Source organism: Roseovarius sp. E0-M6 (assembly GCF_037083845.1).
Lineage (GTDB): Bacteria > Pseudomonadota > Alphaproteobacteria > Rhodobacterales > Rhodobacteraceae > Roseovarius.
This window is the reverse complement of sequence record NZ_JBAPLA010000002.1, coordinates 569,137-585,187: the sequence shown is the minus strand read 5'-3', so window position 1 is coordinate 585,187 and position 16,051 is coordinate 569,137. Positions and strand designations below refer to the sequence as shown.

Annotated in this window: 12 protein-coding genes and 1 tRNA gene; 6 read left to right on the top strand and 7 right to left on the bottom strand. The window is 61.8% G+C overall.

All coding sequences use genetic code 11. From position 1 onward, the window contains the following. Nucleotides 1-39 precede the first annotated feature (39 nt). Both V8359_RS09225 and V8359_RS09220 read left to right on the top strand, forming a co-directional pair. Entirely contained in the window at nt 40-1,569 is a 1,530-nt protein-coding gene (locus V8359_RS09225) for an AAA family ATPase (protein WP_336428462.1), read from the top strand. Next, a complete protein-coding gene (locus V8359_RS09220) occupies nt 1,566-2,279 on the top strand; it encodes an SDR family oxidoreductase (protein WP_336428461.1) in 714 nt (237 codons plus the stop codon). Before V8359_RS09225 ends, V8359_RS09220 begins: the two co-directional genes overlap by 4 nt. Nucleotides 2,280-2,309: 30 nt before the next feature. Here the strand turns inward: V8359_RS09220 and V8359_RS09215 are convergent, their stop codons facing one another. From V8359_RS09215 to V8359_RS09190, 6 genes are all read right to left on the bottom strand, one after another. Beyond that, a complete protein-coding gene (locus tag V8359_RS09215; RefSeq protein ID WP_336428460.1) occupies nt 2,310-2,804 on the bottom strand; it encodes a DUF1269 domain-containing protein in 495 nt (164 codons plus the stop codon). 58 nt (nt 2,805-2,862) lie between these two features. Then, a complete protein-coding gene (gene gltB / locus V8359_RS09210; protein ID WP_336428459.1) occupies nt 2,863-7,392 on the bottom strand; it encodes a glutamate synthase large subunit in 4,530 nt (1,509 codons plus the stop codon). Continuing rightward, nucleotides 7,389-7,814 carry a GFA family protein gene (locus V8359_RS09205; RefSeq protein WP_336428458.1) on the bottom strand — a complete coding sequence of 142 codons (426 nt, stop codon included), beginning with the start codon at nt 7,812-7,814 and terminating at the stop codon, nt 7,389-7,391. The genes gltB and V8359_RS09205 overlap by 4 nt, the downstream gene beginning before the upstream one ends. 122 nt (nt 7,815-7,936) lie before the next feature. Beyond that, nucleotides 7,937-9,370, bottom strand: coding sequence for an NAD(P)-dependent oxidoreductase (locus tag V8359_RS09200; RefSeq protein WP_336428457.1), 1,434 nt, complete (start codon nt 9,368-9,370; stop codon nt 7,937-7,939). 159 nt (nt 9,371-9,529) lie between these two features. Then, nucleotides 9,530-10,333, bottom strand: a complete 804-nt coding sequence (locus V8359_RS09195; protein WP_336428456.1) for an undecaprenyl-diphosphate phosphatase — start codon at nt 10,331-10,333, stop codon at nt 9,530-9,532. A 16-nt stretch (nt 10,334-10,349) separates the two neighbouring features. Beyond that, the gene (locus tag V8359_RS09190) at nt 10,350-11,330 is read right to left on the bottom strand and encodes a complex I NDUFA9 subunit family protein (protein WP_336428455.1); all 981 of its coding nucleotides are present in this window, start codon (nt 11,328-11,330) and stop codon (nt 10,350-10,352) included. Nucleotides 11,331-11,477: 147 nt separating this feature from the next. On the opposite strand from V8359_RS09190, the gene V8359_RS09185 reads away from it, so the two are divergent. The 3 genes from V8359_RS09185 to tig all read left to right on the top strand — a co-directional run bounded on the left by V8359_RS09185 (nt 11,478) and on the right by tig (nt 14,272). After that, nucleotides 11,478-11,564, top strand: a tRNA-Leu gene (locus V8359_RS09185). Between the two features lie 117 nt (nt 11,565-11,681). Further along, a complete protein-coding gene (locus V8359_RS09180) occupies nt 11,682-12,824 on the top strand; it encodes a benzoate/H(+) symporter BenE family transporter (protein ID WP_336428622.1) in 1,143 nt (380 codons plus the stop codon). Between the two features lie 116 nt (nt 12,825-12,940). Beyond that, nucleotides 12,941-14,272 carry a trigger factor gene (gene tig / locus V8359_RS09175; RefSeq protein WP_336428454.1) on the top strand — a complete coding sequence of 444 codons (1,332 nt, stop codon included), beginning with the start codon at nt 12,941-12,943 and terminating at the stop codon, nt 14,270-14,272. Between the two features lie 173 nt (nt 14,273-14,445). Here tig and V8359_RS09170 read toward each other — a convergent pair whose 3' ends face one another. Next, a complete protein-coding gene (locus V8359_RS09170) occupies nt 14,446-15,117 on the bottom strand; it encodes a TIGR04283 family arsenosugar biosynthesis glycosyltransferase (protein ID WP_336428453.1) in 672 nt (223 codons plus the stop codon). Nucleotides 15,118-15,293: 176 nt separating this feature from the next. On the opposite strand from V8359_RS09170, the gene ygfZ reads away from it, so the two are divergent. Next, the gene (gene ygfZ, locus V8359_RS09165; RefSeq protein ID WP_336428452.1) at nt 15,294-16,025 is read left to right on the top strand and encodes a CAF17-like 4Fe-4S cluster assembly/insertion protein YgfZ; all 732 of its coding nucleotides are present in this window, start codon (nt 15,294-15,296) and stop codon (nt 16,023-16,025) included. Nucleotides 16,026-16,051: the final 26 nt, after the last annotated feature.

Here is a 16,051-nt window from a genome sequence, read left to right as displayed (position 1 = left end):
GGGCTGGCAGAGGTCTTGCGCGGCATATACTGTCGCGTCATGACAGGCACCGCTCTTATATTTTCCGACGATCAGGCCGAGGCGCATGACCGCGTGGCCGAGGCGCTGCGCGGCGTGGGTATCGACATCGACGCGGGCACGCTCACGCCTCCGCGCGAAGGCAAATCCGGGGTAATGGCGGTCATCGGCAAGGCCGGATCGGGCAAGACGCTCCTTCTGGCCGCGCTTTACCGCGCGCTCGACGAGGCGGGTGTTGATGTCGTCTCCGGCGACTGGGAAGGCAAACGGCGAAAGGATCGGCGCACGCTCGCCATTCTGGCACCGACGAACAAGGCGGCATCGGTTCTGCGGATGCGCGGCGTACCGGCCACCACGATCCACCGCATTCTGTACACCCCGGTCTATGATCCCGAATACGAGAAGATCGCCGACTGGCTCGCCGGGAGCGGCGATCGACCCGATATCGAGGGGTTGACCGAGATCGCGCTTGACCGGGCGCTGGCCTTCTACCAGACCAACAAATCCATTCCCGGCGCGCTTGCCGCCGCCGGGCTGCGGGGGTCGGATTTCATCACCGGCTGGAAACGGCGTGAGGATCCGCTCGATGTAGGGTTTGTCGATGAAGCCTCGATGCTCGATCAGAAACAGTTCGAGGATCTGCGCGAAATCTTTCCCACCCTGCTGCTTTTTGGCGACCCTGCCCAGCTCGCTCCGGTGAACCAGTCGGGCTCGATGGTCTTTGACGGGCTACCCACCCCCGCCAAGCTGAGCCTCAGTCGTATTCACCGCCAAGACGCGGACAACCCGATCCTTGATCTTGCGCATGCGCTGGCCGATCCGGCGCTCGAGTTTCATGATTTCGAACGCATGGTCGAGGAAAAGGCCCGCACCGACGACCGCGTGCAATACGCCCAACGGGTCGAGGTTGATCTGATGGCGCGCTCTCCTGTGCTTGTCTGGCGCAACGCCACGCGCATTCGCCTGATCCACGCCTTTCGCGCCGTGCATGGCGCGCCGGATACCGCGCTTCTTGAGGGGGAGCCACTCATTTGCGACGGTCTCGAGCTTCCGCTCAAGCATCGCAAGAAGCGGCTCGACCTCGAGGCGCGCGGCCTGATCAAGGGCGCGCAAGTGATCTATCTCGGCCCCGGCAAAAAACCCGGCTTCTCACGGCTGCACGTGATCGGCGCCGAAGACCCCCGCGTGAGCGCCGCCTCGATCGTCAAGATCGAGAAACCCGACGAGAAAGAGCCGTTTATCCCCTTCGCCGCGCGCATGGGCGCCACGTTCCTGCACGGCGCGGCGGTCACGATTCACAAGGCGCAAGGCTCTCAATGGCGCGAGGTTCAGGTCTTTGCCCCCGATCTCTATGTCGCCGCGCGCATGGGTCGGACAGAAGCCGGACAACCACTCTGGAAACGGCTGGCTTATGTCGCGATCACGCGGGCCGAGGAACGGCTATACTGGGTGGTGCGCAACCGGCTGGCGAAGCCCACTTACGATCTGCGCACCGACGATCTGCGCACAGGCCCGGTGCCGCTCACCCTTGAGGCGGAGACCGAGATATGAAGACGATCCTGATCACCGGCGCAAGCTCGGGCATTGGCCATGCCACGGCGCTCGAGTTTCTGAACGCGGGCTGGACCGTGGGGCTTGTTGCGCGGCGCACCGACCGGCTCAAGGCGCTGGCGGAGGACCATGCGAAGGCCATACCGCTTCCCGCCGACGTGACCGATGCGGGCGCGATGCAAATCGCCGTCGAGACTTTTGTTCAGCGGGCCGGGCGGCTTGATGCGCTTTTCAACAACGCCGGCACGTTCGGCCCGGCTGGCCCTGTCGACGACATCGACCCCGACAGCTTTGACGAGGTTGTGGCCGTCAACATCCGTGGCATGTTCATCGCCGCGCGCCTTGCCTTCGCCCAGATGCGGCGACAACAGCCCCAAGGCGGGCGGATCATCAATAACGGCTCGATCTCGGCGCATGTGCCCCGCCCCGGATCGTTCTGCTATACCACGACGAAACACGCGATCACCGGCATGACGCGAAGCCTGTCGCTGGATGGGCGTCCGCATGACATCGCCTGTGGTCAGATCGATATTGGCAATGCCGAGAGCGAGCTTGTCGCCGATCTCAAATCGCGTCAGCCCGATATGGAAACAATGGATGTCGCCCATGCCGCGCGCTCGGTGCTGCATATGGCAAATCTGCCGCTTGAGGCGAATGTTCAATTCATGACCGTGATGGCGACAAAGATGCCCTATATCGGGCGCGGCTGATCACAGCTACGGGTGGCGTGCCCGCGCCCGTCACCCCTGCCGGTCGAGCGCCTCTTGCAGGCGCGCCTCGTCCTCGGGCGACAGGGGCGATTGCACGATCTCGCCCTGTTCTTCGAACTCGGCGACCGCCTCGCGCAGTGCCTTTTCATCCATGTTGCGCACCCAAAGACAAAGCCCGGAGCCTCCGGGCTTCAGCGTCTTCGCGATTTCTGCGGTAAAGGCGCTGTCAAGCCCGGGGTCACGCACTTGTCCTACCGCGGCCCCGACACCCGCGCCCGCGATGGCCCCAATGACCGGCACCATGAACGCCGCCCCGAGAACAAGACCCCACACCGCGCCGCCAACCGTTTGGGCGACGGGCACGTTCGCGGGTTGATCAAGCCGCACGCGGCCATCCATATCGCGCCGCGCGATCACCGTATCCTGTGTCTCAAGGCGCTGCATCTTGCGCAGGTCTTGCAGGGCGGCATTGAACCTGTCGGCCCCGTCAGGGGTGTCGAAGATCACGATCAATAGCTCGGACATGTCCTATACTCCCTTCCGGGGATCAACGCGCCCATGGCCGGCCCGTTCCCGCCGCATATCACTCGGCGGGAACCGCGGCCTCCTCGATCGTCACGGGATGCTCCAGCTTGTCGAGCATCTCTTTCGGCACGACCTGAAGGAAATTGTGCTTTTCCGTGTCCCAGTGCTGCAAAATGGACTGCGCCTTCTGACTTCCGGTCTCGGCCGCATGCCGCTCGATCAACTCCTCAAGCTCGGACATCCAATGGCCTTCGGTGACCCGGCATGTCACCAGTGTTTCGAGGTTCATCAATGTCTCGGCCTTGCCTTGCGGATCATGGAGAAAGGCCATCCCCCCGGTCATGCCTGCGCCGAAATTCGCGCCGATACGGCCAAGGATCACGGCCGTGCCGCCGGTCATGTATTCACACCCATTCGTGCCACACCCCTCGATCACCACCTTGGCCCCCGAATTGCGCACCGCGAACCGTTCGCCCGCACGCCCGGCGGCAAACAAATATCCATCGGTCGCACCATAAAGCACCGTGTTCCCGATGATCGTGTTCTCGGATGCCTCAAGCGGGCTGGCCATCGGCGGGCGCACGACAATGGTGCCCCCCGACAGACCCTTGCCGACATAGTCATTCGCATCGCCCGACACTTCGATCTTGAGCCCCGGCGCGGCGAAAGCACCCAGAGATTGCCCCGCGCTCCCCGTAAGCTTGACCGTCAGGTGATTGGGTTGCAGCCGGTTGCGCATGCCGAAATTCCGCACGATATGGCTGCTCACACGGGTGCCCACTGTTCGGTGCGTGTTCTGCACCGCGTAGTGAAGCTGCATCTTCTCGCCCTCGTTCAGGAACCGTGCCGCATCGCGGACAATCTCGGCATCCAGCGTATCGGGCACCTCGGTGCGCCCGCGTGTCCGGTCAAGCGCGAGGCCCGCGCTTCCGTCGACGGTGATCAGCATCGGGTTGAGATCGAGATCATCGAGATGCGCCGAACCACGGCTCACCTGCGTCAGCAGGTCGGCCCGCCCGATCACATCGTCAAGGCTACGGGCCCCGATGCTGGCCAGAACCTCGCGCACTTCCTGCGCATAGAAAGTGATGAGGTTCACGACCTTGTCGGCATTGCCCGTGAACTTCGCCCGCAGGCTCTCGTCCTGCGTGCAGACACCCACGGGACAGGTGTTCGATTGGCATTGCCGCACCATGATACAGCCCATCGCGATCAGCGCGGCGGTGCCGATGCCGTATTCCTCGGCGCCCATCATCGCCGCCATGACGATATCGCGCCCGGTGCGCAGCCCGCCATCCGTGCGCAGGGTGACGCGTGTGCGCAGGTTGTTCATGGCCAGAACCTGATGCGCCTCGGTCAGGCCCATTTCCCATGGCAGGCCCGCATACTTGATCGAGGTGGCGGGGCTCGCCCCAGTGCCGCCATTGTGGCCCGAAATCAGGATCACGTCGGCCTTGGCCTTGGCCACGCCGGCGGCGATCGTGCCGACCCCTGATTGCGCCACGAGCTTGACCGTCACCTTGCAGCGCGGATTGATCTGTTTGAGATCATAGATAAGCTGGGCCAGATCCTCGATGCTATAGATGTCGTGATGCGGCGGCGGGCTGATCAGGGTGACACCCTTGGTCGAATGCCGGAGCCGCGCGATGAGGTCCGTGACCTTCATCCCCGGTAGCTGTCCGCCCTCGCCCGGCTTTGCCCCTTGGGCCACCTTGATTTCCAGTTCCTCGCACTGGTTGAGATACTCGGCCGTCACGCCGAACCGGCCGCTCGCAACCTGCTTGATCTTGGCCGACGGGTTGTCGCCATTCTCGTCGGGCACGAAATGCGCCGGATCCTCGCCGCCTTCGCCGCTGTCGGATTTGGCACCGATGCGGTTCATCGCGATGTTGAGCGTCTTGTGTGCCTCGGGGCTCAGCGCGCCAAGGCTCATGCCCGGTGTGACGAACCGTTTGCGGATCGCGGTCACGCTCTCGACCTCTTCGATGGGAACCGCCTCGCCCATCGGTTTGATCGCAAGAAGATCGCGCAAGTGGATCGGCGGGTTGGCCTGCATCGCCGCTGAATACCGCTTCCACAGTTCATAGCTCGCCCGGTCACAGGCTGTTTGCAGCAGGTGCATGTTCTGGGCGCCCCAAGCATGGCTTTCGCCCGATTTGCGCGCCTTGTAGAAGCCGCCGATGGGAAGCACGTCCTGCCCCCGGAACGCCTGTGCGTGAATTTCCTCAAGCTTGGCCTGAATGCCGCTGACGCCAATGCCACTGATGCGGCTGACGAGGCCGGGGAAATATTCCGCGCACATCGCCCGGCTCAGGCCCACGGCCTCGAAGTTGACCCCACCGCGATAGGACGAGATGACCGAGATACCCATCTTGGACATGATCTTGAGCAGGCCCTGATCAATGGCCGAGCGATACCGCGAGACCGCCTCAGTCAGGCTTCCGTCAATCAGGCCGCGTGAAATACGGTCCGCAATGCTGTCTTCAGCAAGGTAGGCATTGACCGTGGTCGCGCCACAGCCGATCAGAACCGCGAAATAATGTGCGTCGATACATTCCGCAGACCGCACGTTGAGCGAACAGAAGGTGCGCAATCCCTTGCGCGTCAGATGGCTGTGAACCGCGCTGGTGGCAAGGATCATCGGCATGCTCACCCGGCCCTCGCCCGCGCCCTGATCAGTGAGGACAAGATGGCCCGAGCCGCTGCGCACCGCGTCCTCGGCCTCGGCCCGAATACGCTCCAGCCCGCGCTGCAACGCGCCTGCGCCCTGCTCGAAGGTGCAATCTATCTCGCACACTTCGGCGTTGAATTCCCGCAGAATCTCTTCGAACTGCGCGTTGCCCACAAAGGGGCTGTCCAGCACGATGATCTCGGTCTGGCTGCTATCCTCGTCGAGTACGTTCTTCAGGTTGCCGAACCGTGTCTTGAGACTCATCACCCTGTATTCGCGTAAGGAATCGATCGGCGGGTTGGTGACCTGGCTGAAGTTCTGCCGGAAGAAATGGCTTAGCGGGCGGTATTTCTTGCTCAGGACCGCGCTCGGTGTGTCGTCGCCCATCGAGGCGATCGCTTCCTTGCCGTCCTCGGCCATGGGCGCGAGGATCTGCTCCAGTTCCTCGATGCTGTAGCCCGCCGCGATCTGCCGCTTGCGAAGTTCACCGCCTTCGAAGATCGCCGTCTCGGTTATACCGTTCAGCGTCTGATCCAGCTCGTTTATACGGCTCACCCACTCTCCGAATGGCAACGCGGCCGAAAGCTTGTCCTTGATCTCGCGATCATGGAAAAGCTTACCCTCCGCCATGTCCACCGCCAGCATCTGACCGGGACCAAGTGCGCCCTTCTCGCGCACCGATCCCTCGTCGATGGGGACCATGCCCGCCTCGGACCCCGCGATCACGAGCCCGTCGCCCGTCACCACATAGCGCATCGGGCGCAGACCGTTCCGGTCAAGTCCGGCACAAACCCAGCGCCCGTCGGTCATCGCCAGCGCCGCCGGCCCGTCCCAAGGCTCCATCACCGAATTGCAGTAGGAGTACATGTCACGCCACGCCTCCGGCAGTTCCTGCGCCTGCTTGGACCAAGACTCGGGCACCAGCATCGTCTTGGCCATGGGCGCGCTCCGCCCCGCCCGCACCAGAACCTCGAACACCGAATCGAGTGCTGCGCTGTCGCTCGAGCCGCCGGGAATGATCGGTTTGATATCGTCGGCCATGTCACCGAAGGCGCCGGATGCCATGCGGATTTCGTGGCTTTTCATCCAGTTGATGTTACCCTTGAGCGTGTTCACCTCCCCGTTATGCGCCAGCATCCGAAACGGTTGCGCCAGCCACCATTGTGGAAAGGTGTTGGTGCTATAGCGCTGATGATAGATCGCGAAGGCGCTCTTGAACTGCGGGTCCATCAGATCGGGATAGAAAACGGCCACCTGCTCGGCTAGCATCATCCCCTTGTAGATGATCGACCGGCACGACAGCGACGCGATATAAAAATCACGAATGCCCGCCGTGTTCACGGCCTTCTCGATACGGCGACGGATAACATAAAGCTCGCGCTCGAAATCCTCGTGCTCGATCCCTTTGGCATTCGAAATCAGGATTTGCTCGATCTCGGGGCGTGTCGCATTGGCCTTCTCGCCCAGACATGTGATGTCCACTGGCACATGCCGCCAACCATAGATCGTGTGTCCCATCCGCAGGACTTCGGCCTCCACGATGGTCCGGCATACTTCCTGCGCTCCGAAATCGGTGCGCGGAAGAAAGACCTGTCCCACAGCGACAAGCTGATCCTGCCGGGGTTCGTGGCCGGTGCGGCGGATCTGATCATAGAAGAACGAGACCGGGATCTGCACATGGATGCCCGCGCCGTCGCCGGTCATGCCATCGGCATCCACGGCGCCCCGGTGCCAGATCGCCTTGAGCGCGTCGATACCGGCCTGCACCACCTTGCGGCTTGCCTTGCCATTCACGCTCACCACGAGGCCCACACCGCATGACGAATGCTCGTCCGCTTCCGAATACATACCGTTATCGGAAAGCCACTGACGTTTGGCGTCTTCGGCGGCGGCCCAGTTGGCATCATATTTGGTCATGGCATGTCTCCTTCGACATGAGCGTTGTCTGCTTCAAATTCATGGCGCGGGGTGCGCGTATGCGTCCCCTCAAGCCGGACCGAGGCCATCGCCCGGTCACTGTAGATTTCAGAACGGAGCGGCCAGTCGCGCGCGGCCTCGAACAACCCCGGCATCAGGTCAAAGGGCGCTCCGTCGCGGTCCGTGTCACGCATCCACAGATGCGATCCGCAGACGGGGCAAAACGCACGCTCGGCAAAGCCCGAGGACGCATGGCGCGCGACCTTGCCTGTAACCTGCACCGACGGCGCATCAGCCCGGAAACAGACGAAAACGCCGCCGGTCCAAAGCTGGCACATGCGGCAGTGGCATGCACCGATCTCGTGCTCGTGCTTATCCGCGACCGTGATGCTCACCGCGCCACACAGGCATCGTCCCTTCATCTCCGCCTCGCTCTTTTACTCTATAAGGTCAGCGTCACTGCCCTATTCGTTCGCCATATCGGTGCACCGCACCGACGTGATACCGACGTGAATGCCGACGCTCCGATCGGTCTTTGGAACACTCATTCCGCCGCCATCGCCTGCGCGGCTCCAAGGTCCGCCAGAATGGCCGCCGCCGCGTCGCGCCCGTCACGGATTGCCCAGACGACAAGGCTCGCTCCGCGCACGATATCGCCCACCGCATAGACGCTCGGCAGCGACGTGCGGCCAGTCTCGAACTCGGCCTTCACCGTGCCCCAACGCGTCACCTCGAGCCCGGGCTCATCCCAAAGCGCGGGCAGGTCTTCGGCCTCGAATCCCAGCGCCTTGATGACAAGGTCGGCCGGCTCATCAATCACGGCGCCCTCGATCTCTTCGGGGGTCTGACGGCCGGTCGCATCCGGCGCCCCAAGGCGCATCTGTTGCACCTTCACCGCGCTTACGCTGTCGCCCGTGAACCCCTTGGGCGCGCTCAGCCATTCGAACACAACGCCCTCTTCCTCGGCATTTGCGACCTCTCGCTGACTTCCCGGCATGTTGGCCCGGTCCCGGCGGTAAAGGCATTTCACGCTTTCCGCACCCTGCCGCACGGCGGTGCGCACACAGTCCATCGCTGTATCGCCCCCGCCGATCACCACCACGCGCTTGCCGCTGGCGTTCAACTCACCACTGTCGAACTCCGGAACCTCGTCGCCAAAGGAAATCCGGTTGCTCGCGGTGAGGTAATCAATGGCCCGCACGATACCCTGCGCGCCCGCACCGGGACCGCCCAGATCCCTTGATTTATAGACCCCGGTGGCGATCAGAACCGCGTCATGCTTGCCCCGGATCGCCGAGAAACTCAGGTCTTCGCCAACGTTGCAATTAAGCACGAATTCAACACCGCCTTTCTCAAGCTGTTCCGCCCGGCGCATGACCACCGGCTTCTCAAGTTTGAAGCCCGGAATGCCATACGTCATCAGCCCACCGGCCCGATCATAGCGGTCATAAACCGTCACCTGAACGCCCGCGCGGCGCAGCATGTCAGCGGCGGCAAGGCCACCGGGCCCGCCACCGATGACGGCCACGCTCTCGGGGCGTTCCTCTGTGGGGGTGGGCACATCGACCCAGCCTTCTTCCCACGCGGTATCGGTGATATATTTCTCGACCGCGCCGATGGTGACTGTCCCGTGCCCCGATTTCTCGATCACGCAGTTGCCCTCGCACAGGCGGTCCTGCGGACAGATGCGGCCACAGATTTCAGGGAACGTGTTCGTCTGCTGGCTCAGTTCATAGGCTTCGCGCAACCGCCCCTCGGCCGTCAGCCTGAGCCAGTCGGGGATGTTGTTATGGAGCGGACAATGGCTCTGGCAATATGGCACACCGCACTGGCTACACCGTCCCGCCTGCTCACGCGCTTTCTCATGCGCGTACTCGGCATATATCTCATGAAAATCCTTGTTGCGCAGACTGGCGTCACGCTTGTCAGGCATGACACGTCCAACGGACACGAATTTCATCATGGGTTGCTTGGCCACGGCACTACCTCTGCAAAATGATCCCGACTAACATCGTTTAAAGAGACGCAAACAGGATTAAAAGTCAGCTATACTGACATATATGATCTATTTTTGGATTTTTCTTGTGCGACGAGACGCCTGACCACACTTTTTAGGTAAGTAGTTATTACCTACCTGTCAAGCAGACATCCAAAGCGCCATCAAGGCGATGCTTCCAACCGCGATTCGCCACCACCCGAAAAGCGCGTAGCCATGCCGACTCACGAAATCCAGAAGCCACTTGACCACGAACACCGCGCTGATGAAGGCAACGATGAAGCCCACCACGATATCGCCCATCGCACTCAAGTCGAGGACGTCGCGATTTTTCCAAAGATCATAGGCAAACGCACCGGCCATCGTGGGCATCGAAAGAAAGAAGGAAAACTCCGCCGCCGCACGCTTGTTCACCCCCATGAGCAGTGCGCCCACGATCGTCGCCCCCGACCGACTCGTCCCCGGGATCATTGCGAGACATTGAAAAAATCCAACGATCAAAGCCACATGCAAAGGCAGGCGCGTCGCATCATCATGCTGCGGCTCAGGGGCAAATCGGTCCACGAACAGAAGAACAATACCCCCGAGGATCAGCATCACGGCAATCAGCGACGGGGTTTCGAAAAGGACCGTCTTGATGAACCCGTGCGCCAGAACCCCGATCACGAGCGCCGGAAAAAACGCCACCAGAATGCTCAGCACGAAACGCCGCGCTGCGGGGTCGTGCGGCATGTCGCGTGCCACCTGCCACAGCTTCGCGGAATAAACCGACAGAATGGCCAGAACAGCCCCAAGCTGAATCACCACCTCGAACGTGTGGGCCGGGCTCTCGAAGCCGATGAAATGCGATGACAAAAGCAGATGACCTGTGGAAGACACGGGAATAAACTCGGTCAGGCCCTCGATCAGCCCGAGCAAGGCCGCAACCAACGTCGTGTCTGTCATGGATAAGCCCTGTTTGTCAGGCGCGCAGGTTTCTGGCGCTTTCCTTGATCGCGGCATACTGACCCGAAGACCGGAACCGCCAGAGATAATCTGGCAGGATCGCTTTCATTGACTTGGGCTCGATACCCAGATCGTCAAAGCCGCGTGCGCCCTCGCTTACCACGTTGTCGTATTGCAAGCTTGCCACCTGATCGCGGGTGATGGGCATCGGCGCAAGGCCAAGTGTCAGAAAATTACCCAACCAGATCAGTGTCGCCATCGGGCGGGCCACAAAGAACGGCATGTTCACGAGCATCCGGCGACGGCGGATCACTTCAAGCATGTATTTCATCAAATCGCGGAACGTGTTCACGTCCGGCCCGCCAAGCTCGTAAATGCCCGGCGCTGCATTACCGGTGGCCCCGGCGACGGCCGCGGCGGCCACATCGTCCACGTAAACGGGCTGAAATTTGGTATCCGCGCCAACCAAGGGCAGGATGGGCGACATGCGGGCCATTCCGGCGAAACGGTTGAAGAATTCGTCCTCAGGTCCGAAAATCACCGACGGGCGCAGGATCACCGCGTTCGGGAAATGCTCCAGCACAGCTTCTTCGCCCTGCGCCTTGGTTTGCGCATAAATGCTGTCCGATTCCTTGTCGGCGCCGATGGCCGAAATCTGGACCATGTTGGCGACACCCTCTTCGGCGGCGAGCCGGGCCACACGTTCGGCGCCCTTGTCCTGCACCGCCTCGAAATTGTTCTTGCCACCGGCGTCAAAAGTGCCGACGCAGTTTATCACGACGTCAACACCGTGCAGAGCCGCGCGCACGCTGTCATCGTTGCGGATGTTGCAAAGAACCGGGGCGATCTGACCAACCACGCCATATGGGGTGACATGCATCGCCTCGTTCGGCCTTCGGACCGCGACCCGGACGCGCCAGCCCAGATTGGCAAGGCGGCGCACGATATACCGACCGACAAAACCCGATCCGCCGTAAACTGTGGCAATTTTCGACATAAGGGCCCTCCGGCATGCTGTAATCCCGCCTTCTTTTCCTAACCGCAAGCGACCGTCGGGACAAGCCGATATGCAATCGCGGGGGTCAAGTTGAATCTCCGTTGACACGCATCGCGCACCCGTCTAAACGCACGGCTCACGACACCTGCCCAGGTGGCGGAATTGGTAGACGCGCTAGCTTCAGGTGCTAGTGTCCGTATGGACGTGGAGGTTCGAGTCCTCTCCTGGGCACCATCTTCCCCATTATCACCATCAGATATCTCCCGACACGGGCATTTCGATGTCCGGTCCGGCATTGCGCCTGCGCGCCATCCGTGCAGGTATCGCGTCGGGAGGAATCTCGGTTTGCGCATGTCAGTCATCCTGTCGGCTTTGATTGCCGTTCTCGTGGGCTTTGGCGGCTCGGTGGCCATCGTGCTCGCGGGCGCCGACGCGGTCGGGGCCACCGAAGGGCAGAAGGCGACATGGATCAGCGTTCTGTGCCTTTCAATGATGGGGACAAGTGCGATCCTGTCGGTGCGGCATCGCCTACCGATCATCACCGCATGGTCCACCCCGGGGGCCGCGCTTCTGGCCGGGACAAGCGGCATCACCATGCCCTATGCCACGGGCGCGTTCATCGTGTGCGCGCTGATGCTCATTGCTACGGGCCTCATTCCCGCGCTTGAGCGGCTCATCGCGCGGATCCCGTCCGAGGTGGCCTCGGCCATGCTGGCGGGGGTTCTCTTTTCGTTTGTGGCGGGCACGTTCCGCGCCATTCCGGGTGCCGAGATGCTCGTGCTGCCGCTTCTGGCGCTTTTCTTCGTGCTGCGGCTTTTCTCTCGTAGCTGGGCGGTCATCGCAGTGTTGCTGGCCGGTGCCGCCCTGTCGATGGTGCTGGGTCTGGCGGCGCCACGTTGGGAGGGCGGTCTGCCACCCTTCGACCTTGTTATGCCGCAACTCGACACAGGCACGGTGCTTGGTGTGGCGGTGCCGCTCTATCTTGTGACGATGGCCTCGCAAAACCTGCCGGGCTTTGCCGTGCTGCGCGCCGATGGCTACCCGGTGCCGGGCGGTTCAATCCTGACGGTAACGGGGCTGGCTTCACTCGGCAGTGCGGTTTTCGGGGCGCATCCGACAAATCTCGCGGCGATCACAGCCTCGATCTGCACCGGCCCCGACGCCCACCCGGACCCTGAAAAGCGCTGGTTCACCGGGCCGGTCTATGCACTTGGCTATGGGGCGATTGCGCTTGTGGCGATGTCGCTTGTGCTGCTGTTCACCACTTTCCCGCCCGCCTTGATCGCGGTGGTGGCCGGCACCGCGCTTCTTGGTCCGTTCATGGGATCGCTCGGCGCTGCGCTCGCATCCGGCACGCATGTCGCCCCCGCCGCCGTCACCTTCGTGGTGACAGCCTCCGGCCTTTCACTACTCGGCGTCGGCGCGGCGTTCTGGGGTTTGGCGGCGGGGTTGGCGCTGGTGGGACTGGATCACATCCGCGCGAAGCTGTCATAGGGCACCACTGCGCCAAGACTCTGCTTGCGCAGATGCCGCCTCACCCATAGAAGGGCCTCTGATTTTGACCGCCGCGGACGCCTCCGTGGCCCGAATGCAATGGATAAGGACGAACAATGCAGGTCACCGAAACACAGAACGAAGGGCTGAAGCGCAGCTATGACATGGTGCTTACGGCCAAGGAACTGGATGACAAGGTCACCGAGAAGCTGAAAGAAGCCCAGCCAGAAATCGAAATGAAGGGCTTTCGCAAGGGCAAGGTGCCGCTTCCGCTTCTGAAAAAGCAATTCGGTCAGCGCGTGCTGGGCGAGGCCATGCAGGAAGCCGTCGACGGCGCGATGTCCCAGCACTTCGAGCAGTCAGGCGACCGGCCCGCGGCGGAACCCGCCGTCAAGATGAAGAATGAGGACTGGAGCGAGGGCGAGGACGTCCATGTGGAAATGTCCTACGAGAAGCTTCCGGATATTCCCGAGCCCGACCTCAAGTCTCTCAAGCTTGAGCGGATGGTCGTCAAAGCCGAAGACAAGGATGTCGATGAGGCGCTCGAAAACCTCGCCGAGTCTTCGCAGGATTTCGAAGATCGCGAAAAAGGATCCGAGGCCCAGGATGGTGATCAAGTCGTGATCGACTTTGTCGGATCGGTTGATGGTGAAGAATTCGAAGGCGGTGCAGCCGAGGATTACCCCCTTACCTTGGGCTCCAACAGCTTCATTCCCGGTTTCGAAGAACAGCTTGTCGGCGTTAAGGAAGGCGAAGAAAAAGACGTCACGGTCTCCTTTCCCGAGGATTACCAAGCCGAGCATCTGGCCGGCAAGGATGCCACCTTCAAATGCACAATCAAGGCCGTGAAGGCCCCCAAGGCCGCCGAAATCAATGACGATCTGGCCCAGAAGTTCGGGGCCGAGTCGCTGGATGATCTCAAGGGTCAGGTGCGTGAACGTCTCGAGGCCGAGTATGTGGGCGCCGCCCGCGCGGTGGTCAAACGTGAGCTTCTCGACAAGATGGACGACATGGTCAGCTTTGACCTGCCCCCCTCGATGGTCGAAGCCGAGGCCAAGCAGATCGCGCATCAGCTCTGGCACGATGAAAACCCGGATGTTCAGGGTCATGACCATCCCGAGGTCGAGCCCACCGAAGAACACGAGAAACTGGCCAAGCGCCGGGTTCGCCTCGGGCTTCTTCTGGCCGAGCTTGGCCGTCAGGCCGAGATCGAGGTTTCCGACGCCGAGATGACGCAGGCCATCATGAATGAGGCCCGTCAGTATCCCGGTCAGGAACGGCAATTCTTTGAGTTCGTGCAGCAGAACCCGCAAATGCAACAGCAGATGCGCGCGCCGATCTTCGAAGAGAAGGTCGTGGACTATGTTCTGGAACGCGCCGAGGTGACGGAAAAGGAAGTGTCGAAAGACGAGCTTCAGAAAGCCGTCGAAGAGCTCGACAACGAGTGATCTCGACCTGAGTGAATCGAAAGGCCCCGAATCGAAAGGTTCGGGGCTTTTTCATATGAGGAACCGCCCCTCGGCCTGATCGCACCCGGCACTCCCCCAATCGGGGGTATCGGGCGCAAGACTACAGGCGAAGGCGCGGTGCCATAACCCACCGGACGACAAAGCGGCGTCGTTCAGTATCCTCGGTGCAGGTCATTGGGGTCGGCCCCGGCGAAGTAACGTGCGAGCAGCGTCAGGTTGCGCGCGCCCCTGCGAAGCCACCCATCACGCCGATAGCGTTCTGCCGAGGTCAGCGCCGTCGCAGGCATGCCCCGCATTCGGCGCCCCAGCCTCCGGGCCATCGCGACATCTTCCATCAAGGGGATGTCAGGATAGCCGCCCACCGCATCGTATTCCGATCGCGCAATCAAAAGACCCTGATCGCCATATGGCAGCGCCAGAACCCGCGCCCGCAGGTTGGCCCAGCCTGCCACCAACCGAGCCGGCAATGACCCGTCGTCAAAGCACAGGCGGAACCAAGCCGGCCTGCTATCGGCCATCTGCGCGCGCACGACCTCGGTCCATCCGGGCGAAAGCCGCGTATCCGCGTGAAGGAAAAGAAGCCAAGCCCCCGACGCGGCATCGGCCCCGCGCCGCAACTGTCCACCTCGTGAGGGGGGGCCTGTGATCAGCCGCGCACCCGCCTCCTCGGCGATGTCGCTGGTGCCATCGCCAGAACCGCCGTCCGAAATAATCAGCTCACGGATCAAACCGGTTTCAACACCCTCGAAAAGCGTCGCAAGGCAGGCGGGCAGCACCGCACCCGCGTCCCGCGTGGGGATAATCACCGATAGCTCTGCCCGCATTTACTTGCCCTTCTCGCGCTTTATCCTGTGTCTCGTGAAACCTCGGGAAAACGGTGCCGGGGCTTTCACAAGGCCCGCAAAGCGCCCATATCGCGCAATGAAGCGTTTCCAGTTTCCTGATTCAGGTTTTTGACGAAACGCTTTATACGCCACATAAGGCAGCAAGGGGAGAGAGCATGGCGCGTCGTATTATTGAAGTCACAGGGCCCGAAGCGAAGGACTTTCTTCAGGGTCTGGTGACCAATGACATCCAAAAGCTGAGCGAGGGGCTCGTCTATGCCGCGCTCTTGACACCGCAGGGCAAATACATCGCTGATTTCTTTCTGGTTGCCGCGGATGATGCGATATGGCTCGACGTGGAAGAAGGCCTCGCTCTATCGCTCATGCAGCGGCTGAGCATGTACAAGCTGCGCGCTGACGTGACCCTGACCGAAACCGATGTGAAGGTCCGTCGCGGCACCGGTGAGCCACCCAAAGGCGCTCTGGACGATCCGCGTCATCTGGCGCTCGGCTGGCGCCTTTATGGAAGCGAAGAGGGCGATGACGGTAGCGATTGGGAAAGCATTCGCGTGGCCCATTGCATCCCCGAAACCGGCATCGAACTCACCCCCGATACGTTCATCCTCGAGGCTGGTTTTGAACGGCTGAACGGCGTGGACTTTCGCAAAGGGTGTTATGTCGGACAGGAGATAGCCGCGCGCATGAAGCACAAAACCGAACTGCGCAAAGGGCTGGCCACAGTGGAAATCGACGGCAGCGCACCCGTGGGCACACCGATCACCGCAGGCGAGAAGGCCGCGGGCACGCTATACACCCAAGCAGGCGATCAGGCGATTGCCTATCTCAGGTTCGACCGGGCCAAGGGAGACATGGCAGCGGGTGACGCAACGTTGCGAATGGCTGAATAAGCGCCATCACGGTCGTTGCGCCCGAC

What these genes read in the sequence shown, in the direction of transcription:
- gltB (WP_336428459.1), bottom strand. Translation starts at nt 7,392, where the DNA reads ATGACCAAATATGATGCCAACTGGGCCGCCGCCGAAGACGCCAAACGT.
- V8359_RS09190 (WP_336428455.1), bottom strand. Translation starts at nt 11,330, where the DNA reads ATGTCGAAAATTGCCACAGTTTACGGCGGATCGGGTTTTGTCGGTCGG.
- V8359_RS09180 (WP_336428622.1), top strand. Translation starts at nt 11,682, where the DNA reads ATGTCAGTCATCCTGTCGGCTTTGATTGCCGTTCTCGTGGGCTTTGGC.
- V8359_RS09170 (WP_336428453.1), bottom strand. Translation starts at nt 15,117, where the DNA reads ATGCGGGCAGAGCTATCGGTGATTATCCCCACGCGGGACGCGGGTGCG.
- V8359_RS09195 (WP_336428456.1), bottom strand. Translation starts at nt 10,333, where the DNA reads ATGACAGACACGACGTTGGTTGCGGCCTTGCTCGGGCTGATCGAGGGC.
- V8359_RS09220 (WP_336428461.1), top strand. Translation starts at nt 1,566, where the DNA reads ATGAAGACGATCCTGATCACCGGCGCAAGCTCGGGCATTGGCCATGCC.
- ygfZ (WP_336428452.1), top strand. Translation starts at nt 15,294, where the DNA reads ATGGCGCGTCGTATTATTGAAGTCACAGGGCCCGAAGCGAAGGACTTT.
- V8359_RS09215 (WP_336428460.1), bottom strand. Translation starts at nt 2,804, where the DNA reads ATGTCCGAGCTATTGATCGTGATCTTCGACACCCCTGACGGGGCCGAC.
- V8359_RS09225 (WP_336428462.1), top strand. Translation starts at nt 40, where the DNA reads ATGACAGGCACCGCTCTTATATTTTCCGACGATCAGGCCGAGGCGCAT.
- V8359_RS09205 (WP_336428458.1), bottom strand. Translation starts at nt 7,814, where the DNA reads ATGAAGGGACGATGCCTGTGTGGCGCGGTGAGCATCACGGTCGCGGAT.
- tig (WP_336428454.1), top strand. Translation starts at nt 12,941, where the DNA reads ATGCAGGTCACCGAAACACAGAACGAAGGGCTGAAGCGCAGCTATGAC.